This is a genomic window from Thermomonas haemolytica (assembly GCF_004346265.1).
Lineage (GTDB): Bacteria > Pseudomonadota > Gammaproteobacteria > Xanthomonadales > Xanthomonadaceae > Thermomonas > Thermomonas haemolytica.
In genome coordinates this window covers 216316-235692 of record NZ_SMAP01000002.1, presented here as the reverse complement: position 1 = coordinate 235692, position 19377 = coordinate 216316, and the positions used below count along the sequence as shown (strand labels likewise).

The window sequence follows — 19377 nt, the reverse complement described above, 5'->3', positions numbered from 1 at the left end:
CCCGGCATGAGCATGCCGGCACGCGCCTGCATGGGAGAAGCAAGGCATGAGCGAAGGCGGGCAGACGGGACAGCAGGACGCAGCCGGCGCGGACGCGGGCGTCGCCTTGCCCGGGATCGCACCGGCAGGGCTGGCGATCAGCACCGCGGCCAGCGTGCGCGAGGCCGCCAGCGCGCTGCTGCGCGGACTGGCCGGGTGTGGCCGCAGCGCCGATGCGGTGGCCTGGACCGACCACGGGGAGCTGCTGTTCGAGCCACCGGAAGGCGGCAGCGCCGCCCGCCGGCAGGCGGCCATCGCCGCCTTCTCCGGGCGGCCCCTCAGCGGCCCCGATGCCCCCGACACCCGCCTGCTGCCACCCGGCGCGGCCGATGCCGGGGCGGTGCTGCTGGCCCCGCACGGGGCGCTGGCGCGGCTGGAGCCGGGCCCCAGCCGCCTGCTCGCACTGGCCGGCCAGCGCCTGGCCGAGCTGTTCGCATTCCAGCGCCTGCACGCCTCGGTGAAGGACCTGGAGCAGGCCGAGCAGCTGCAGCACGCGCTGTTCGCGATCGCCGACATGGCCGCCTCCGACCGCGACATGCAGAGCCTGCTGCGCGGGCTGCACCAGATCATCGGCCGGCTGATGTACGCCGAGAACTTCTACATCGCGCTGTACAGCCCGGAGCGCGACACCCTGCGCTTCATCTACTTCGTCGACCAGATGGACGGCGAGATGTACGACCCCGACCAGGAGATCCCGGCGGCGCAGATGCGCGGCAGCCTGACCCTGGGCCTGATCCGCCACGGCCGGGCGGTGCGCGGGCCGTCGGAGGAGATCATGGACCTGCTGGGGCTGCCGCCGGAGCACGGCATCGGCACGCCGTCGGTGGATTTCATGGGCGTGCCGATGCAGCGCGACGGCCAGATCTACGGCGCGCTGGTGGTGCAGAGCTACCAGGAGGGCGTGAGCTACACCCAGTCCGACTGCGCGGTGCTCAGCTTCGTGGCCGAGCACGTGCTGAACGCGGTGGAGCGCAAGCGCGGCCAAGAGGAACTGGAACAGCGGGTGGCCGAGCGCACCCGCGAGCTGGCGGTGGCCAATGCGCAGTTGCAGGAACAGATCGCCGAGCGCGAACGCGCCGCGCACCTGCAGGCCACCCTTTACAAGCTCGCCGAGCTGTCCAATACCGAGGCGCGCGACGAGGACTTCTACCGCAGCATCCACCAGGCGGTGGGCGAACTGATCGACGCCGAGAACTTCTACATCGGGCTGGTTTCCCCGGATGGCCAGGACCTGCAGATCCCCTACACGGTGGACGCCGCCGGCGACGAGCGCCGCGACCGCCCGCTGGGCCGCGGCCTGAGTGAGTACGTGCTGCGCCTGGGCCGGACCCTGCTGATCGACGATGCCGGCGTGCGCGAACTGGTGGCACGCGGCGAGATGGACGCCGCCCACCACGCCAGCCGCACCCCGGCGGTGTGCTGGCTGGGCGCGCCGCTGCTGGGCAGCGACGGAGTGATGGGGCTGGTGGTGGTGCAGAGCTACCGGCCGGAGCTGGTGTACAGCCGCGACGATGCCGAGCTGCTGACCTTCGTCGCCCACCAGATCGCCAACAGCGTGCAGCGGCGCCGGCATGCGGAGGCCCTGCGCAACCTCAACGCCGAGCTGGAACAGCGGGTGCAGGTGCGCACCCGCGAGCTGCGCCGCGAGATCGCGGTGCGCGAACAGGTGGAGGCGCAGCTCAAGCACCAGGTGATGCACGACCCGCTGACCGGGCTGCCCAACCGCCTGTACCTGCGCGATCGCCTGGAGCGCGCGCTGTCCAGCCAGCAGCGCAACCCCGAGCAGTCCTTCGCCCTGCTGTACCTCGACGTGGACCGCTTCAAGCTGTTCAACGACAGCCTCGGCCACCTCGCCGGCGACGCGGTCCTGCGTGAAGTTTCACGGCGCCTGCTGGACTGCGTGCGCGGCCCCGACATCGTGGCCCGCCTGTCCGGCGACGAATTCGCGATCCTGCTGGAGGAAGGCGCGCAGCCAGGCACCGCGGTCAAGATCGCGCAGCGCATCCAGGCGCGGATGCAGGCCCCGCTCCCGGTCGGCGAGCGCGAGGTGCAGGCCTCGGTCAGCATCGGCATCGCCATCAGCCATGACCGCTACCTGGCGATCGACGAGATCCTGCACGATGCCGACGTGGCGCTGTACCGCGCCAAGTCCACTGGCCGCCAGCGCTTCGTGCTGTTCGACGAAAGCCAACAGACCGCGGCGATGAACGTGCTGGAGCTGGAACTGGCGCTGCGCAACGCGCTGCACGCGGGCGAGTTCGTGCCGTACTTCCAGCCGATCGTACGCATGGACGACCGCAGCACGCTTGGCTACGAGGCGCTGATCCGCTGGCAGCACCCGGTGCGCGGCCTGCTCGGCCCGGGCGAGTTCCTGCCGGTGGCCGAGGAAAGCGGGCTGATCGAGGCGATCGACTGGCACATGTACCGGCTGGCCTGCACCGCAGGCGCGCCGCTGGTGGCCAAGGGCGGCTTCATCAGCATCAACATCTCGCCGCGCCACTTCCAGTACGAGGATTTCGACCAGCGCCTGCTGGAGCTGCTGCGCGAGACCGGCTTTGCGCCGGAGCGCCTGCGGATCGAGGTGACCGAGGGCACCCTGCTCGGCGATCCGGACGCAGTGGCGCGCATCCTGGAGCGGCTGCAGGCCGCTGGGGTGTCCGCCGCGCTGGACGATTTCGGCACCGGCTATTCCTCGCTCAGCTACGTGCACCGCTTCCCGCTGAAGAAGATCAAGATCGACCGCAGCTTCATCCGCGACCTCGGGCAGGAAAACGCGCAGCGCAGCCTGGCCATCATCCACGCGGTGCTCAGCCTGGCGCGCTCGCTGGACATGAGCGTGGTGGCGGAGGGAGTGGAGACCGAGGCGCAGCGGCAGGCGCTGCTGGAGATCGGCTGCCAGCGCGCGCAGGGCTTCCTGTTCGGGCGCCCGCAGCCGGCGGCGTACTGGCTGGAGCCGGACGGGAAAGCGTGATCCCCGTCACGCCGGGTTGCGGTGGGGCGTCCCTGCGGCAACGGGCGCTCGGCCATAATGGCCGCGATGCCTGACCGCCACAGCCCCGACCAGCCCGGCCTGTTCGACCCGCCGGCCGCCGCCGACGACGCCGCGACCGGCCCCGCCGGGCCCGCGCCGCTGCCGCTGCCCGGGTTCCTTGCGGCCGACGCCGCCACGCCCCCCGGCCCGCCATCCCCGCCCCCCGCGGGCAAGGCGCGCAACCCGCTGTGGGCGCGCCTGCTCGGGCGGCTGCTGGCACCGTGGCTGCGGCTCGAAATCGAGGTCGATCCCGCGATCGCCGCCGATCCGCGCCCGATCTGCTACGTGCTGGAGGACTACGGCCTGTCCAACGCGCTGATCCTGCAGCGCGCCTGCCGCGAGGCCGCGCTGCCGCCGCCGCTGCAGCCGATCGCCGGCGATCCGCTGGGCCGCCGGCGCGCCTACGTGGCGCTGTCGCGCAGGCACGTGAATGCGCTCGGCCTGCTGCCGGGGGCCGAGCACAAGACCCATTCCGGCTCGCTGGCGCGGCTGCTGCAAGCGCACCAGCAGCAGCCGGAGCTGGACGTGCACCTGGTGCCGGTGTCGATCTTCGTCGGCCAGGCCCCCAAGCGCAGCAGCGGCTGGTTCAGCGTGCTGTTCTCGGAGAACTGGACCCTGGTCGGCCGCTTCCGCCGGCTGCTGGCGATCCTGCTGAACGGGCGCGACACCCTGGTCAAGTTCGCCGCACCGGTGCCGGTACGCGAGATCGTGGCCGAAGGGCTGGAGCCGGAGCGCACGGTGCGCAAGCTCTCGCGCATCCTGCGCACCCATTTCCGGCGCGTGCGCGAGGTGGTGATCGGGCCCGACCTGTCCACCCGGCGCATGCTCGCCGACCAGGTCCTGTCGTCGCCCCTGGTGAAAGAGGCCATCGCCGACCAGGCGCGGCGCGACGGCAGCAAGCCGGAGGCGGCGTGGGAGAAGGCCAACGCCTATTTCTGGGAGATCGCGGCCGACTACTCCAACACCGTGGTGCGCTCGGCCAGCTTCGCCCTGACCTTCGTCTGGAACCGGATCTACCGCGGCGTGCTGGTGCACCACCTCGACCAGTTCAAGCAGGAGGCGCCGGGCCACGAAGTGGTGTACGTGCCCAGCCACCGCAGCCACATGGACTACCTGCTGGTGAGCTACCTGCTCTACACCCACGGCGTGGTGCCGCCGCACATCTTCGCCGGCATCAACCTCAACCTGCCGGTGGTGGGCACCCTGCTGCGCAAGGGCGGCGCGTTCTTCGCCCGCCGCAGCTTCAAGGGCAACGCCCTGTATTCGGCGGTGTTCCGCGAGTACATGGCGCAGCTGGTGGCCGGTGGCTATTCGATCGAATACTTCATCGAGGGCGGGCGCTCGCGCACCGGGCGGCTGCTGCAGCCCAAGGGCGGCTCGCTGGCGATGACCGTGCGTGCCTACCTGCGCCAACCGACCCGTCCCGTGCTGTTCCAGCCGGTGTACATCGGCTACGAGAAGCTGATGGAGGGCCGCAGCTACCTGGACGAGCTGTCCGGCAAGCCGAAGGAGAAGGAATCGATCTGGCAGCTGCTGGCCGGCATCCCCAAGGTGCTGCGCAGCAACTACGGCCAGGTGGTGGTGAACTTCGGCGAGCGCATCCAGCTCAGCCAGGTGCTGGCCGAGCTGGCGCCGGAGTGGGACGGCCAGCCCATCGGCGATGACGAGAAGCCGGCCTGGTTCGCGCGCACGGTGGACGCGCTGGCGCAGCGCATCCAGACCAACGTGAACCGCGCCGCCGACGTCAACCCGATCAACCTGCTGGCGCTGGCGCTGCTGTCCACGCCCAAGCACGCGATGGGCGAGGCCGACCTGCGCGCGCAGATCGCGCTGTCCAAGACGTTGCTGGCGGAGGTGCCGTATTCCGACTGGGTGACGGTGACCCCGCACACGCCGGAGCAGATCATCGCCCATGGCGAGGAGATCGGCCTGATCACCCGCACCGCGCACCCGCTGGGCGACGTGCTCGGGGTGGAGGGCGACAACGCGGTGCTGCTGAGCTACTTCCGCAACAACGTGCTGCACCTGTTCACCGCCTCCTCGTGGATCGCGGTGTGCTTCCAGAACAACCGCCGCATGGGCCGGCGCCAGCTGCAGCAGATCGGGCGCACCCTGTACCCGTTCCTGCAGGCCGAGCTGTTCCTGCCCTGGGACGAGGAGACCTTCGCCGCCCGCATCGACCGCACCATCGAAGTGTTCGTGCGCGAGGGCCTGCTGGAGCAGGTCAGCGACGAGGACGGCGGCATCCTCCAGCGCAATGCCGGCCAGAGCGACGAGGTGTTCCGCCTGCGCGCGCTGGGACATACCCTGCAACAGGCCTTCGAACGCTATTACATCGCCATCGCCATCCTGGTCAAAAATGGCTCCGGCACGCTCCAGGCCGGCGAATTGGAAAGCCTGTGCCAGCTCACCGCGCAGCGCCTGTCGCTGCTGTATGCGCCGGCCGCGCCGGAGTTCTTCGACAAAACCCTGTTCCGCGGCTTCATCCAGAAGCTGCGCGAACTCAAGCTGGTGTGGCCGGACGACACCGGACGGCTGGCGTTCGACGAGCGCCTGAAGGCCTGGGCCAAGGATGCGCGCGTGGTGCTCGGGCGCGAGCTGCGCCACACCATCGAGAAGATCAGTCCCGCCGGCAGCGGCCGCAGCAGCGGCGAGCAGCCGGCGCTGCCGCCCGATCCGGCCGCCACGAACGGCGCAAGCTGAACGCGGTCACGCCGGCTCGTCCGGGATCAGCAGGTTCTCGATCCAGGCGATCTGGTCCTTCAGCCGCAGCTTGTGCTTCTTCATCCGCTTGAGCACCAGCTCGTCGGCCTGGATGCCCTCCTGCAGGCGGGCGATGGCCTCGTCCAGGGCGCGGTGCTCCTGGCGCAGCTCGGCGACGCGCCGGGCCAGGCGCGAGAGTTCGGCCGGATCGAGGGGCTGGTTCATGCCCCGAGCATAGCGCGCCCGGCGCGCCGCGGCAGGCGGGTAAAATGCGGCCGGATGACGACCCAGGCCCACATTCCCGCGCCGCCCCCCGCCCGCCACAAGCGCGAGGCCGACAAGCTGGCCAAGCGCCTGCGCCACCAGGTGGGCAAGGCCATCGCCGATTTCGGCATGATCGAGGACGGCGACAAGGTCATGGTCTGCCTGTCCGGCGGCAAGGACAGCTACACCCTGCTGGACGTGCTGCTGCAGCTGCAGAAGAAAGCGCCGGTGCGCTTTTCCATCACCGCGGTCAACCTCGACCAGAAACAGCCCGGCTTCCCGGAGCACGTGCTGCCGGAGTACCTGCGCTCGATCGGGGTGGACTTCCACATCCTCGAGCAGGACACCTACTCGGTGGTCAGCCGCGTCATCCCCGAGGGGAAGACGATGTGCTCGCTGTGCTCGCGCCTGCGCCGCGGCGCGCTGTACACCCATGCCGCGCAACACGGCTTCACCAAGATCGCGCTGGGCCACCACCGCGACGACATGGTCAACACCTTCTTCCTCAACCTGTTCTTCCACGCGAAGTTGAGTGGCATGCCGCCCAAGCTGCTGAGCGACGACGGCAAGCACGTGGTGATCCGGCCGCTGGCCTACGTGCGCGAGGACGACATCGCCGCCTACGCCGAGGCCAGGGGCTTCCCGATCATCCCCTGTAACCTGTGCGGGTCGCAGGAAAACCTGCAGCGCAAGCAGGTATCGAGGATGCTGGCGCAGTGGGAGAAAGAGGCGCCCGGCCGGATCGAGACCATGGCGCGCGCGCTGGGCGACATCCGCCCGTCGCAGCTGGCCGACCCCAAGCTGTTCGACTTCCTCGCGCTGGGGCGGCACAGCGACGCCCCGCTGCCCGACGCCCACGCCTGGCTGGCGGGCGCGCCGGCCGAGCCCGAACCGGTGGCGATGGCGCTGCACCCGGTGCGCAACCACGACGGCCTGGACATCCTCAAGTCCTAGCCAGCCCAAAGCCGTCTCGTGCGTGCCGCGTCCTTGCCCGCCCGAAGGCAGTACCGTTCGTGGTGAGCCTGTCGAACCATGAACGGGACTCGCCAGAACCCAGCTGTTCCCCCTATCACGCGCTCCGGCATTCCCGACCTGCCAATCGCTGCATCAAAAAAACCACTCCGCCTCGTTCCCACATCGCTGCACCGCTACCACGCCGCAGCCCGCACAGGATTCCCGATGTTCTTCCGCAACCTCACCCTGTTCCGCTTCCCGTCCTCGCTCGACCTGTCCGACCTCGAACCGCAGCTGGCCGAATGCGCGCTCAAGCCGGTGGGCCCGCTGGAGCTGTCCTCGCGCGGCTTCGTCGCGCCGATGGGCCAGCACCACGACGGCTTGCTGCACCTGTGCGACGGCGCGCGCTGGTTGACCGTGGGCGGCGAGGACAAGCTGCTGCCGGGCGCGGTGGTCAACGACCTGCTGCAGAAGAAGCTGGCCGCGATCGAGGAGAAGGAGGGCCGCAAGCCCGGCGGCCGCACCCGCAAGCGGCTGAAGGACGAGCTGATCACCGAGCTGCTGCCGCGCGCGTTCGTGCGCCCGGTGCGCACCGACGCGCTGCTGGACAGCCAGCTGGGCGTGATCGCAGTGGACACCTCCTCGCGCAAGTCGGCCGAAGCGGTGGTGTCGGAAGTGCGGCGCGCGCTGGGCAGTTTCCCGGCGCTGCCGCTGAACGCGGAAGTGGCGCCGCGCGCCATCCTCACCGGCTGGCTGGCCGGCGATGCGCTACCCGACGGCCTCGCCCTGGGCGATGAATGCGAGCTGCGAGACCCTACCGATTCCGGCGCGGTGGTGAAGATCCAGCGCATGGAGCTGTCGGGCGAGGAAATCGCCAAGCACCTCGAGGCCGGCAAGCAGTGCACGCGGCTGGCGCTGGTGCTGGACGACCACGTCAGCTTCGTGATCGGCGAGGACCTGATCGTGCGCAAGTTCAAGCTGCTTGACGGCGCGGTGGACACACTGGAATCCACCGAGCACGACGATCTCGTGGCCGAGCTGCAGGCCCGCTTCGCGCTGATGACCGGCGAGTTCAAACGGCTGTTCCCGGTGCTGGAGAAGGCGTTCAAGCTCAGCCGCGCGGAGTGAGGCCGGCGCGGCCCGGCTAGACTGGCCGCATGCGCGCCCTGTTCCGCCTGCTCGTCCCCGCCCGCGGCGCATCCGCGGCGCCCGCCACCCGGCGCGAGACGGTCGCGCTGGCACTGGCCGACGGCCGCGAGATCTCTGTGCTACGGGTACGCGACCCGCGCGCGCGGCGGCTGCGGCTGAGCGTCAGCGAGCGCGGCGCGCGCCTGACCGTGCCGCCCGGGACCAGCCTGGCCGCCGGCGAACGCTTCCTGCACCAGCACCGCGACTGGCTGGCCGCGCAGCTGCAGGCGCACGCCGCCGACGCGCAGGCGCCGCTGCTGCGCGGGCAGACCGCATCCCTGCCGCTGCGCGGACAGGAGGTCCCGCTGCGCTGGGCCGAGGGCCGCGCCGCGCGCCTGCAGGCGGAGGCCGACGGCCTGGTGTTCGCCGCGCCCGCACGCGCCGGGGATGCGGCATTGCGGCGCGTGCTGCGCGATTTCTATGAAGCACAGGCGCGCGCCGACGTCGGCCGCTGGCTGCCGGCCTACCTGCCGGGGCTGCCGCGCGCGCCGCGCCGGATCGTATTCAAGCGCACCACCTCGCTGTGGGGCTCGCTGGCCCCGGACGGCACCCTGGCGCTGGACCTGGCACTGGTGCTGGCGCCGCCGGCGGCATTCGAATACGTGCTGGTGCACGAGCTCTGCCATCTGCTGCACGCCGACCATTCGCCACGCTTCTGGCAGGCGGTGGAACAGCGCTGCCCCGGCTGGCGCCAGCAGCGCGAGGTGCTGCGCGCCGACGGCCGCCGGCTGAAGGCGCGGCTGCGCGCGCTGCTGGCCGGTTGAGGCGCGCGCGCGCGTTTTCCCCGGCAGGCACAGACCAAGCGCCCGGGGGATCCATGACCACCATGCACAGCCGCCTGCCGGGCCTGCTGCTGCTCGCGGCCGTGGTCGTGTTGGCGATGGGTTGCCGCAAGGTGCAACAGGGCGCGCCGGAAGCGGCGGCGGAGCGCGGGCCGGCGGCGACGCGGGTTGCGGCGGCGGCCGATGGCGGCACCCGCGTGGCGCTGCCGCCGGGCTTTCCCACCGACATCTACCTGCCGGCGCGGCACCGGGTGGCCACCGCGGTGGACATGGCGGGGATGCAGATGGTCAACCTGGTGACCCCGGCGACCACCGAGGCGGTATATGCGGAAGCCGACCGGTTGATGCAGGCGCGCGGCTGGAAGCGCGAGCTGGCGATGCAGTCGGACGACGGCAGCACGCTGGCGTTCCGCAAGGAACATCGCCAGGTGTTCTACCAGCTGGTGCGCGACGATGCCGGCGGCACCCAGCTGGCGGTGCGGGTGGCTGCCAGCGACTGAATCCGCCATCCGCGGCCTGCGGGCGGTGGCGGCCGACTTCGCAATCCGGGTGGCTCAGTGCGCGCCGAGGAACTCGCGCAGCACCTGCGCCACCGCCTCCGGCTGCTGCATGTGCAGATGATGGCCACCGGGCAGCTCCACCATCCGCCCACGCGGCAGCAGCGCCACCCGGCGGCGGCGCTGCGCATCCGGCAGGTAGGGCTGCGCGGGATCGGCGAACACCGCCAGCGCCGGGCATTCGATCGCGCGCAGCACGTCGTCGATCTGCGCCTCGGTCATCCGGATCATGGTCGGCTGCACCAGGCGCGGATCACTGCGCCAGACGAACCCGCCGTCCACCGCGCGCAGGCCGCGCTCCACCAGCAGCCGCAGCTGCGCCGCCTCCAGCCCGGTGCCAGGGACGCGCTGCGACTGCAATCGCGCGCGCACCGCGGTATCGACGTCGGGGAACACCCGCAGCCCGCGCCCGGAACGCCCGCGCTGGGCGATCGCCTCGCGCATGCGCGCGGCGGTGCGCTCCGGTACCTCCGCCAGCGCGCCGAGCATTTCGATCACCGCCAGGCGCTCGACCCGCTGCGGGCAGGCCGCCGCCAGCAGGCTGGCCAAGCCGGCGCCCATCGAATGCCCGAGCAGGCAGAACGACTCCCAGCCCAGCGCATCGGCCACGTCCAGCAGGGTGTTCAGCGCCAGCGGGAACCCGTAGTCGGTACCGGGCGGCAGGTGCACGCTGTGCCCGTGGCCCGGCATGTCCAGCGCCACCAGGTCCAGTTCGCGCAGGTAGGGCGCCAGCGGCAGGAAGCTGGCGGCATTGTCCAGCCAGCCGTGCAGCGCCAGCACGCGCGGACCGTGGCCATCGTTGCGCAGGGCCGCGATCCGGCCCAGCGGAATATCGAGCGTGATCTCGCGCATCAGCTCCAGCCCGCGTCCGTGCGCGCCAGCGCCGCCAGCGCATCGGCATGCGCCGGCGCGGCGTTGAGGCAGGGGATGTAGCGCAACGCCTGCCCGCCGGCGGCGCGGAAGGCCTCGGCGTTCTGCATCGCGATCTCCTCCAATGTCTCAAGACAGTCCACCGCGAACCCCGGGCAGGCCACGTCGACCGTGCGCACGCCCTCGCGCGCCAGCGCTTCCAGGGTCTGCTGGGTATAGGGCTGCAGCCAGGCCTCGCGGCCGAAGCGCGACTGGAAGGTCAGCACGATCTCCTTGCGCGCGATTCCCAGTGCCGCGGCGATCGCGGCGGTGCTGGCCTCGCACTGGCGCGCATACGGGTCGCCCGCGTCCACCAGCCGCTGCGGGATGCCGTGGAACGACAGCAGCAACCGCTCGCCGCGCCCGTGCGCCTGCCAGTGCGCGCGGATGCGCTCGGCGATGGCCGCGACCCAGCCCGGGTCAAGGTGGTAATCGCGCCGCAGCTGCACCTGCAGGCCGCTGCCGGGGACGGCCGCAGCCACCGCGTCCTCGACGCTGGTGGTGGTGGTGGTGGAATACTGCGGATACAGCGGCAGCACCCGCACCCGGCGCACGCCCTGCGCACGCAGCTCGGCCAGCACCGTAGCCACCGACGGCTCGCCGTAGCGCATCGCGTGCCGCACCTGCCAGCCCGGCAGGCGCGCGCCCACCGCGGTGGCCAGCGCGGCGGTGTGCACCGCCAGCGGCGAACCATCCTCCATCCAGATCTCGGCGTACTTGCGCGCCACCTTCGGGCTGCGCAGCGGCAGGATCACGAAGTGCAGCAGCGGGCACCACAGCCAGCGCGTCAGCTGCACCACCCGGTGGTCGTGCAGGAACTGCGCAAGGTAGCGGCGCACCGCGCGCGCGGTGGGGGCCGCCGGGGTGCCGAGGTTGACCAGCAGCAGCGCGGGCGGGGCGGCGGAAGCGTCGTGGGGGGCGTCGTCCTGCATGTGCATAGGATGGCACGAAGCGCGCGCGCGGCCGGCCTGGCTTAACATCGATTCATCGCCGCCGCGCCAGGATGCGGCAGTCCCCCACGCAACCGGAGACCCCGATGACCGCCACCCCGCGCCGCCTGACCCTCGCCCTCGCCGTCCTCCTCGCCGCCGGCAGCGTCGCCGCCGGGACCCGCGAGGATGCGCGCGCCGACGAGGCCATCCGGGTGCTGAAGCAGATCCAGGCCATCCCGGAATCCTCGATCCCCGACCGCCTGCTGGAGGACGCGCGCGGGATCGTGGTGGTGCCCGACACCATCAAGGCCGGCTTCATGCTGGGCGGCCGCCGCGGCCTCGGCATGATGGCGGTGAAGCGCCCGGACGGCAGCTGGTCGAACCCGGTGTTCGTGAAGCTGTCCGGTGCCAGCTTCGGCTTCCAGGCCGGGGTGCAGTCGGCCGACGTGATCCTGGTGTTCCGCAGCGACCGCGGCCTGGACAACATCGTCAACGGCAAGTTCACCCTCGGCGCCGATGCCAGCGTCGCCGCCGGCCCGGTCGGCCGCAACGCGGCGGCCGCCACCGACGGCGCGATGAAGGCCGAGATCTGGTCGTGGTCGCGCGCGCGCGGGCTGTTCGCCGGGGTGGCGCTGGACGGCGCGGTGCTGCAGATCGACCACGGCGCCGACCGCAGCGTGTACGGCGAGGGCGTGACCCCGCGGATGATCTTCGAAGGCCGAGTGCGTACGCCCTCGGCCGCGATCACCGCCTTCCGCGACACCCTTGAGGAAGCCACCGCCGCCGCCCGCTACGCGCGCCAGCGCGCCGAGGCGGCATCGGCCCCGCCGCCGCCCGCGCCGGGCGCGGCCACGGTGACCCCGCTGGACAGCGACAACCCGGCCAGCAGCGCGCCGCTGCCGCCGCCCACCAAGCCCTGATCCAAGCCCGCCGCGGGTGCGCACGGCGCTCCTGCTAGACTGGCGGTCTTATCGATTCCACTTCTTCTGACGGGTGCACCATGGGTGGCTTCAGCATCTGGCACTGGCTGATCGTGCTGTTGATCGTGCTGCTGGTGTTCGGCACCAAGCGGCTGACCTCGGGCGCGCGCGACCTCGGCAAGGCCGTGCACGAGTTCAAGAAGGGCATGCGCGGCGAGGACGAGGCCGCGCAGGACGCGAAGAAGCCCGCGCCGCGCATCGGCCAGGAGCCGCCGGCGGGTGCGCCCTCCGAACAGCGCGAGCACGACGACGCTTCGCGTTGACGCCCGCAGGCGGCGATGTTCGAGTTCTCGCTCGGCGAGATGCTGGTGGTGGCGCTGGTGGCGCTGGTGGTGCTCGGCCCCGAGCGCCTGCCCAAGGCCGCGCGCTTGGCCGGGCTGTGGCTGCGCCGCGCGCGCGCGCAGTGGGTGTCGATGAAGAACGAGCTGGAGCAGGAACTGGCGCGCGAGGAACTGGCGCGCAGCCTGCGCGAGGGCCGGCAGGCGCTGGACGAGGTGCAGGCGCAACTGCACGCAGCCGGCCGCGAGGCCGCCGCACCCACGGCAGGTGCACCCGCTGCCGCCGCCCCTCCACCCGCAGCCAACGCCGCGCCAGCCGGAGAGGTGCGCCGTGACGACTGAACACGGTGATGATGCCGGCGAGCGCCCGCTGATCGCGCACCTGCTGGAGCTGCGCATGCGCCTGCTGCGCGGCCTGACCGGGCTGGCGCTGGTACTGCTGGCGCTGCTGCCGCTGGCCAACCGCCTGTACGCATGGCTGGCGCAGCCGCTGCTGGCCAAGCTGCCGAAGGGCGGCCAGCTGATCGCCACGCAAGTGGCCGCGCCGTTCTTCGCGCCGATGAAGCTGGCGTTCTTCGCCGCGCTGATGGTGGCGATGCCGTGGCTGCTGTACCAGCTGTGGGCGTTCGTGGCGCCGGGGCTGTACCGGCGCGAGAAGCGCCTGGCGCTGCCGCTGCTGACCTCGGCGCTGGCACTGTTCTACGCCGGCTGCGCGTTCGCCTATTTCCTGGTGCTGCCGATGGTGTTCGGCTTCCTCGCCCGGGTGACCCCGGACGGGGTGGCGATGATGACCGACATCAGCGCCTACCTCGATTTCGTGCTGGTGCTGTTCCTCGCCTTCGGGCTGGCGTTCGAGCTGCCGGTGGCGCTGGTGATCCTGGCCCTGCTCGGCTGGGTGACCCCGGCCCAGCTGCGCGAGGCGCGCGGCTACGCGATCGTCGGCATCTTCATCGTGGCTGCCATCCTGACTCCGCCGGACGTGGTCAGCCAGCTGATGCTGGCGATCCCGATGTGCCTGCTGTACGAGGCGGGCATCCTCGCCGCGCGTCTGGTCGCGCCCCGCCCCGGCCGCGATGGTGCGACCGCCTGATCCCGTGGCCGCCGGCTTCTGGCGCCGCTACGCGGCGTGGTCGCTGGATGCCGCCTGCCTGCTGCCGCTGGTCATGCTGCTTGGCGCCGGTCCGCTGCGGCGGGCATGGGCGCAGGCCGATGCCGGACTGCAGGCGCTGATGACGCTCGTCGCGGGCCGGCTGGACGCCGGGCTGGCGCAGGGCGATCCGCCGCTGGCGCTGGCGCTGGCCGCCGCCGGCGACCCCCGGCTGCAGGCCGCGGCGGGTGCACTGACGGCCGCGCTGGGCACCCTGCTGGGGCTGCCGCTGCTGCTGTACGCCTTGCTGGCGATGGCCTGGGCGCTGGGGTTCGAGGCCTCGCCGTGGCAGGCCACCCCGGGCCAGCGCGCGCTGGGGCTGCGCGTGACCGATGCCGCCGGCGCCCGCGCCGGCGCGGGACGGGTGCTGCTGCGCCACCTCGCCGCCGGGCTGTCCTGGGCCAGCCTCAACCTCGGCCACGCGCTGGCCGCGTTCCCGCCGCACCTGGCCCTGCACGACCGCCTCAGCGGCACCCGCGTGCTGGCGCGCGACGGCGATCCGCGCCTGCCCGCATGGGCGCGCGCCTGGCTGTGGCTGCAGGCGACGGCCTGCGTGTTCGCGCTGGCCTGGCTCTACCGCCTCCTGCAGGCGCAGGTGGACGCCGCCCTGCGCGCGGCGCTGGGCAGCTGAGCGCCCGCCGGGCGCGGCTTACAGCTCGATGTGGTCCTCGCGCGCCGGCATCGATTGGCCATCGCCGCCAGCACCGCTGATATCGCGCCAGGCGAAATACATCACCCCGAACATCACCACCATCAGGCCGACCACGAACGCCAGGTACAGCGGCACCGCGATCGCCGCCACCACCCAGCCGCCGACCAGCTTGGCCAGCACCCCGGCCAGCAGTATCGCCAGCACCAGCACGATCGCCAGCGCGATCGCCGCCAGCACCGCCAGCACGAACAGCAGCAGCAGCGCCGGCAGGTTGCGCAGGGTGCCGCGCACGCCGTCGGCCAGGGCCGCGCCGACGCTGCTGCCGCGCAGCGCGATCTGGCCGAAGCCGACCGCCTGCACCCCGTAAAACAGCAGCCCCACCACCCACATCACCAGCATCGCCAGGCTGAAGCCGTCCGGCAGCGCGGTCGGCGGGGTGCCGCCGGCCGGGCCCTGCAGGGTGTGCAGGTACCAGCTGCCGATGTCGGGCGCCAGCAGCCCCACCAGCGCCGCCAGCAGCAGGTTCTGGGCCAGCATCAGCACCAGCATGAACAGCACCGCGCGCGCCGCCACCGGCGGTTCGGCCAGTACCGAGAACACATCGCCGGCACTGGCGCCGCGACCGTGTTCCACCGCGTCCACCAGCCGCAGGTAACCGGCGATCAGGGCCGCCATCAGCGCGGTCACCACCAGTCCTACCAGCATCGAGACGCCGCTGGCCACCAGTCCGTCGGGCTTGGCCACCATGCCCACCGCCACCAGCACGACCACCATCGCCACTGCCAGCGCCAGGATCGCCGCCAGCAGCAGCAGCGCGCCGCCGAAGATCGCCTTCGGGTTGTCGCGACCCAGGTTCAGCGCCCGCCGCAGCCAGTCGATGCTGGCCGTGGCGCCCACCGCGCGTATCGTCATCCGTGTGTCCCCCGTGGAAATGCCAAGGCCCGCGGCGCGGGCATCGCGCACAGCATACCCAACCGGCGCCCTCAACCGGCGCGCGCGTGTCGCACGAAGCGCCGCAGCACGCGCCGGGCCAGCGGCGCGGCGCGCACCCCGGCTTCCAGCGCGCGCGCATCGCCCCCCTCCTGCGCCAGCGCCTCGCGGCGGGCGCGGATGTAGCCGCGCATATGCAGCGTGCTGAACTCGGGATGGAACTGCACCCCCCAGGCGCACGCGCCCCAGCGGTAGGCCTGGCAGGCGTCCTGCGCGCTGCGCGCGAGCACGGTCGCGCCCGGCGGCGGCTGCAGCACGCTCTGCAGGTGGGTCACCTGGGCAGGGAACCGCGCCGGCAGGCCGGCGAACAGGGGGTCGGCCGCGGCCTCCGGCAGCAGCTCGACCGCCACCGTGCCCATCTCGCGCCCCTGCGGGTTGTCGCCCACGGCGCCGCCCAGCGCGTGCGCGATCAGCTGGTGGCCGTAGCAGATGCCCAGCAGCGGCAACCCGGCCTGCGCGGCCTCCGCCAGCCAGGCCGCGCTGCGCTCGCTCCAGTCGCGGCGTTCGGTCACCATCGCCGCCGAGCCGGTCACGATCACGCCGGCAAACCCGGCGCGCCCGGGCAGCGCCTCGCCGTGCTCCACGTCCACCACCACCGCGGCATCGCGGTCCAGCCCGGCCGCCACCCGGATCCAGTGGGCGAAGCTGCCATGCCGACGCATGGTCGCGGTGGGGTGGCCGGTTTGCAGGATCAGCAGGGGAGCGGTCATCGGCGTTGGCGTCTCCCGCCGCGGCATGCGCGGGGAAGGTCGGGAATGGGGTGCGAAGGGGCGGGCGGCGGTGGTCGGCCACTTATACTAGCCGGCCACGTTGCCGCTTGACCCGCCGATGGCCGCCGACCGCGTACCGATCACCTTCCAGCAACTCATCTCCCGCCTCAACGCGTACTGGGCCGAACAGGGCTGCGTGCTGATCCAGCCGCTGGATCTGGAAGTCGGCGCGGGCACCTTCCACCCGGCCACCTTCCTGCGCGCGATCGGCCCGGAGCCGTGGAACGCCGCCTACGTGCAGCCCAGCCGCCGCCCCACCGACGGCCGCTACGGCGAGAACCCCAACCGCCTGCAGCGCTACTACCAGTACCAGGTGGTGATGAAGCCCAGCCCCGACAACATCGTCGAGCTCTACTTCGACTCGCTCAAGGCGCTGGGCATCGACCCGCTGGTGCACGACCTGCGGCTGGTCGAGGACAACTGGGAATCGCCCACGCTCGGCGCCTGGGGCCTGGGCTGGGAAGTCTGGCTGAACGGCATGGAGGTGACCCAGTTCACCTACTTCCAGCAGGCCGGCGGGCTGGAATGCCGCCCGGTGCTGGGCGAGATCACCTACGGCCTCGAGCGGCTGTGCATGTACCTGCAGAACTGCGACAACGTCTACGACCTGGTGTGGACCTACGGCCCCGACGGGCTGCCGGTCACCTACGGCGATGTGTACCACCAGAACGAGGTGGAGCAGAGCGCCTACAACTTCGAGCACGCGGACGTGGCCGAGATGTTCCACCGCTTCGACGCCTGCGAGAAGGAGGCGTTGACGCTGGTCGAGGCGGGGCTGCCGCTGCCGGCCTACGAGCAGGTGACCAAGGCCAGCCACAGCTTCAACCTGCTGGACGCGCGCCGCGCGATCTCGGTGACCGAGCGCCAGCGCTACATCCTGCGCGTGCGCAAGCTGGCGCAGGCGGTGGCGGAAAGCTACTACGCCCAGCGCGAGAAGCTCGGTTTCCCAGGGCTGAAGAACGACGCCGCCCGCACGGAGGCCACGGCATGAGCATGCAACCCTTGCTGATCGAACTCGGCACCGAGGAACTCCCGGTCAAGGCCCTGCCTGGGCTGGCGCAGGCGCTGTTCGACGGCATCATCGCCGCGCTGGAAAAGCGCGGCATCACAGTCGAACGCGGCGATGCCAAGCCGCTGTATTCGCCGCGCCGGCTGGCGGTGCTGCTGCCGGGCGTGGCCATCGAACAGCCGGAGCAGACCTCCGAAGTGCTGGGCCCTTACCTCAACATCGCGCTGGACGCCGATGGCCAGCCGACCAAGGCGCTGCAGGGCTTCGCCGCCAAACTCGGGGTGGAGTGGACCCAGCTCGAACGCCTCACCGATGCCAAGGGCGAACGTTTCGTGCACCGCGCCACCACCCCGGGCGCATTGACGTTGGACCTGCTGCAGGCGGTGCTGGACGAGGCGCTGGCCGGCATGCCGATCCCCAAGCCGATGCGCTGGGGCGCGCATCCTTACGGCTTCGCGCGCCCGCTGCACTGGCTGGTGGTGCTGCTGGGCAGCACCGTCGCCAACGTGCAGGCACTGGGCATCCGCGCCGGCCGCCACTCGCGCGGGCATCGCTTCCACGCACCGGACGACGTCGCCATCGCGCAGCCGCAGGACTACGTGCAGGCCATGCGCCAGGCGTTCGTGCTGGTGGATCCCGATGCACGCCGCGCGCGCATCGTGGAGGAAGTGACGCGCGCGGCGGCGGCCGCCGGCGGCAGCGCGCGCATCGACGCCGGCAACCTGGAGCAGGTGAACTGCCTCAACGAATGGCCGGTCGCGGTGGCCTGCACCTTCGAGCGCGACTTCCTGGCGGTGCCGCAGGAAGCGCTGGTCGAGACGATGGAGGCCAACCAGAAGTTCTTCCCGGTGCTGGACGCGCAGGGCCGGCTGACCGAGCACTTCATCGGCATCGCCAACATCGAATCGAAGGACGCCGCGGAAATCCGCAAAGGCTACGAGCGCGTGATCCGCCCGCGCTTCGCGGATGCCAAGTTCTTCTTCGACGAGGACCTCAAGCAGGGCCTCGCATCGATGGGCGAAGGCCTGGCCAGCGTCACCTACCAGGCCAAGCTGGGCAGCGTGGCCGACAAGGTGGCGCGCGTGGCCGCGCTGGCCGAAACCATTGCCGCGCAGGTCGGCGCCGACCCGGTGCAGGCGCGGCGTGCGGCACTGCTGGCGAAGAACGACCTGCAAAGCCGCATGGTGGGCGAGTTCCCCGAACTGCAGGGCATCGCCGGCCGCTACTACGCGCAGCGCGCGGGCGAAACGGATGAAGTCGCGCTCGCCATCGACGAGGCCTACCGCCCGCGCTTCGCCGCCGACAACATCGCGGCCTCAGCGCTGGGCAAGGTGCTGGCGATCGCCGAGCGCCTGGACACGCTGGCCGGCGGCTTCGCCGCGGGCCTGAAGCCGACCGGCAACAAGGACCCGTTCGCGCTGCGCCGCAATGCGCTGGGGCTGGCGCGGACGATTATCGAAAGCGGGTTCGATCTCGATTTGAAAATGTTGATTCACGATGCCAGAGCCCAGGTAAGCATTGCCATCGCAGGAACTGAAGTTGACCGACTTGATATAGCTGCTGAAAAAGCACGCGCTGAGGGCGTAGAGGTTCCACTTAGTCAATCGGCATCCAGTGAGTTCACTCAGAAAGACCTCGCCGAACTCTACGACTTCATCCTCGACCGCCTGCGCGGCTACTACACCGATCGCGGCGTTCCTGCCGCGCACTTCAACGCCGTCGCGGAGCTCAGGCCCGCCTCGCTGTACGACTTCGACCGCCGCCTCGACGCCATCGGCGTGTTCGCGCAGCTGCCGGAAGCCGCGGCGCTGGCCGCCGCCAACAAGCGCATCGGCAACATCCTGAAGAAGGCGGACATCGCCATCCCGGCGATGGAAGACGCGGCGCTGCTGTCCGAGCCGGCCGAGCGCGCGCTGGCCGAGGCGGTGGAAGCCGCCTACGCCGAGACCGGGCCGGCGCTGGCGCGCGGCGACTACGTGGACGTGCTCACCCATCTGGCGCGGCTGCGCCCGCAGGTGGACGCGTTCTTCGACGCGGTGATGGTCAACGCCGACGATCCTGCCGTGCGCGCCAACCGCCTGGCCCTGCTCAAGCGGCTGGCGGAGCGCCTCGGCAGCGTGGCGGCGATCGAGCACCTGTCGGCGTGAGGGCCGCGCGGCGGCGGGCTTAATCCCGCGTTGACGCCGCGCCGG

General features: G+C 71.5%; 17 protein-coding genes and 1 pseudogene. 13 read left to right on the top strand and 5 right to left on the bottom strand.

From position 1 onward, the window contains the following. Positions 1-46: 46 nt before the first annotated feature. Together EDC34_RS04215 and plsB are read left to right on the top strand one after the other, a co-directional pair. Positions 47-3010, top strand: a complete 2964-nt coding sequence (locus EDC34_RS04215) for an EAL domain-containing protein (RefSeq protein ID WP_114959401.1) — start codon at positions 47-49, stop codon at positions 3008-3010. Between the two features lie 57 nt (positions 3011-3067). Beyond that, positions 3068-5773, top strand: coding sequence for a glycerol-3-phosphate 1-O-acyltransferase PlsB (gene plsB, locus EDC34_RS04210; protein ID WP_425477434.1), 2706 nt, complete (start codon positions 3068-3070; stop codon positions 5771-5773). A 6-nt stretch (positions 5774-5779) separates the two neighbouring features. Here plsB and EDC34_RS04205 read toward each other — a convergent pair whose 3' ends face one another. Beyond that, positions 5780-5998, bottom strand: coding sequence for a YdcH family protein (locus EDC34_RS04205; RefSeq protein WP_114959402.1), 219 nt, complete (start codon positions 5996-5998; stop codon positions 5780-5782). A gap of 54 nt (positions 5999-6052) precedes the next feature. On the opposite strand from EDC34_RS04205, the gene ttcA reads away from it, so the two are divergent. The 4 genes from ttcA (at position 6053) to EDC34_RS04185 (ending at position 9461) form a co-directional block, all read left to right on the top strand. Further along, positions 6053-6991 (top strand): tRNA 2-thiocytidine(32) synthetase TtcA, encoded by a 939-nt coding sequence (ttcA, locus tag EDC34_RS04200; protein ID WP_114959403.1) that lies wholly within the window; start codon positions 6053-6055, stop codon positions 6989-6991. Positions 6992-7216: 225 nt separating this feature from the next. Further along, entirely contained in the window at positions 7217-8119 is a 903-nt protein-coding gene (locus EDC34_RS04195) for a recombination-associated protein RdgC (RefSeq protein ID WP_114959404.1), read from the top strand. Positions 8120-8148: 29 nt separating this feature from the next. Continuing rightward, positions 8149-8943, top strand: a complete 795-nt coding sequence (locus EDC34_RS04190) for a M48 family metallopeptidase (RefSeq protein ID WP_114959405.1) — start codon at positions 8149-8151, stop codon at positions 8941-8943. 53 nt (positions 8944-8996) lie between these two features. After that, on the top strand, positions 8997-9461 hold the full coding sequence (locus EDC34_RS04185) for a hypothetical protein (RefSeq protein ID WP_114959406.1): 465 nt from the start codon (positions 8997-8999) through the stop codon (positions 9459-9461). A gap of 54 nt (positions 9462-9515) precedes the next feature. Here EDC34_RS04185 and EDC34_RS04180 read toward each other — a convergent pair whose 3' ends face one another. Both EDC34_RS04180 and hemH read right to left on the bottom strand, forming a co-directional pair. Then, positions 9516-10370, bottom strand: a complete 855-nt coding sequence (locus tag EDC34_RS04180) for an alpha/beta fold hydrolase (protein WP_114959407.1) — start codon at positions 10368-10370, stop codon at positions 9516-9518. Further along, positions 10370-11359: a ferrochelatase gene (gene hemH, locus EDC34_RS04175; protein WP_114959586.1), complete on the bottom strand. Its 990-nt coding sequence runs from the start codon at positions 11357-11359 to the stop codon at positions 10370-10372. The genes EDC34_RS04180 and hemH overlap by 1 nt, the downstream gene beginning before the upstream one ends. A gap of 104 nt (positions 11360-11463) precedes the next feature. On the opposite strand from hemH, the pseudogene EDC34_RS04170 reads away from it, so the two are divergent. The 5 genes and pseudogenes from EDC34_RS04170 to EDC34_RS04150 form a co-directional block, all read left to right on the top strand. Beyond that, positions 11464-12276: pseudogene (locus EDC34_RS04170) on the top strand (lipid-binding SYLF domain-containing protein); the annotation flags it as partial. Positions 12277-12359: 83 nt separating this feature from the next. Continuing rightward, complete coding sequence (gene tatA, locus EDC34_RS04165; protein WP_114959409.1) at positions 12360-12602, top strand: Sec-independent protein translocase subunit TatA; 243 nt, start codon at positions 12360-12362, stop codon at positions 12600-12602. Positions 12603-12617: 15 nt separating this feature from the next. Continuing rightward, entirely contained in the window at positions 12618-12959 is a 342-nt protein-coding gene (gene tatB, locus EDC34_RS04160) for a Sec-independent protein translocase protein TatB (protein ID WP_114959588.1), read from the top strand. Next, positions 12949-13707 (top strand): twin-arginine translocase subunit TatC, encoded by a 759-nt coding sequence (gene tatC, locus EDC34_RS04155; protein ID WP_275895181.1) that lies wholly within the window; start codon positions 12949-12951, stop codon positions 13705-13707. Before tatB ends, tatC begins: the two co-directional genes overlap by 11 nt. 4 nt (positions 13708-13711) lie before the next feature. After that, positions 13712-14395, top strand: coding sequence for an RDD family protein (locus EDC34_RS04150; RefSeq protein WP_162797666.1), 684 nt, complete (start codon positions 13712-13714; stop codon positions 14393-14395). Positions 14396-14413: 18 nt separating this feature from the next. On the opposite strand, the gene EDC34_RS04145 is transcribed toward EDC34_RS04150, so the two are convergent. Beyond that, the gene (locus EDC34_RS04145) at positions 14414-15328 is read right to left on the bottom strand and encodes a hypothetical protein (protein ID WP_114959411.1); all 915 of its coding nucleotides are present in this window, start codon (positions 15326-15328) and stop codon (positions 14414-14416) included. A gap of 71 nt (positions 15329-15399) precedes the next feature. Further along, the gene (locus EDC34_RS04140; RefSeq protein WP_114959412.1) at positions 15400-16116 is read right to left on the bottom strand and encodes a glutamine amidotransferase; all 717 of its coding nucleotides are present in this window, start codon (positions 16114-16116) and stop codon (positions 15400-15402) included. 118 nt (positions 16117-16234) lie between these two features. On the opposite strand from EDC34_RS04140, the gene glyQ reads away from it, so the two are divergent. Next, positions 16235-17167, top strand: coding sequence for a glycine--tRNA ligase subunit alpha (gene glyQ / locus EDC34_RS04135; RefSeq protein WP_114959413.1), 933 nt, complete (start codon positions 16235-16237; stop codon positions 17165-17167). Beyond that, complete coding sequence (gene glyS / locus EDC34_RS04130; RefSeq protein ID WP_114959414.1) at positions 17164-19332, top strand: glycine--tRNA ligase subunit beta; 2169 nt, start codon at positions 17164-17166, stop codon at positions 19330-19332. The genes glyQ and glyS overlap by 4 nt, the downstream gene beginning before the upstream one ends. Positions 19333-19377 lie beyond the last annotated feature (45 nt).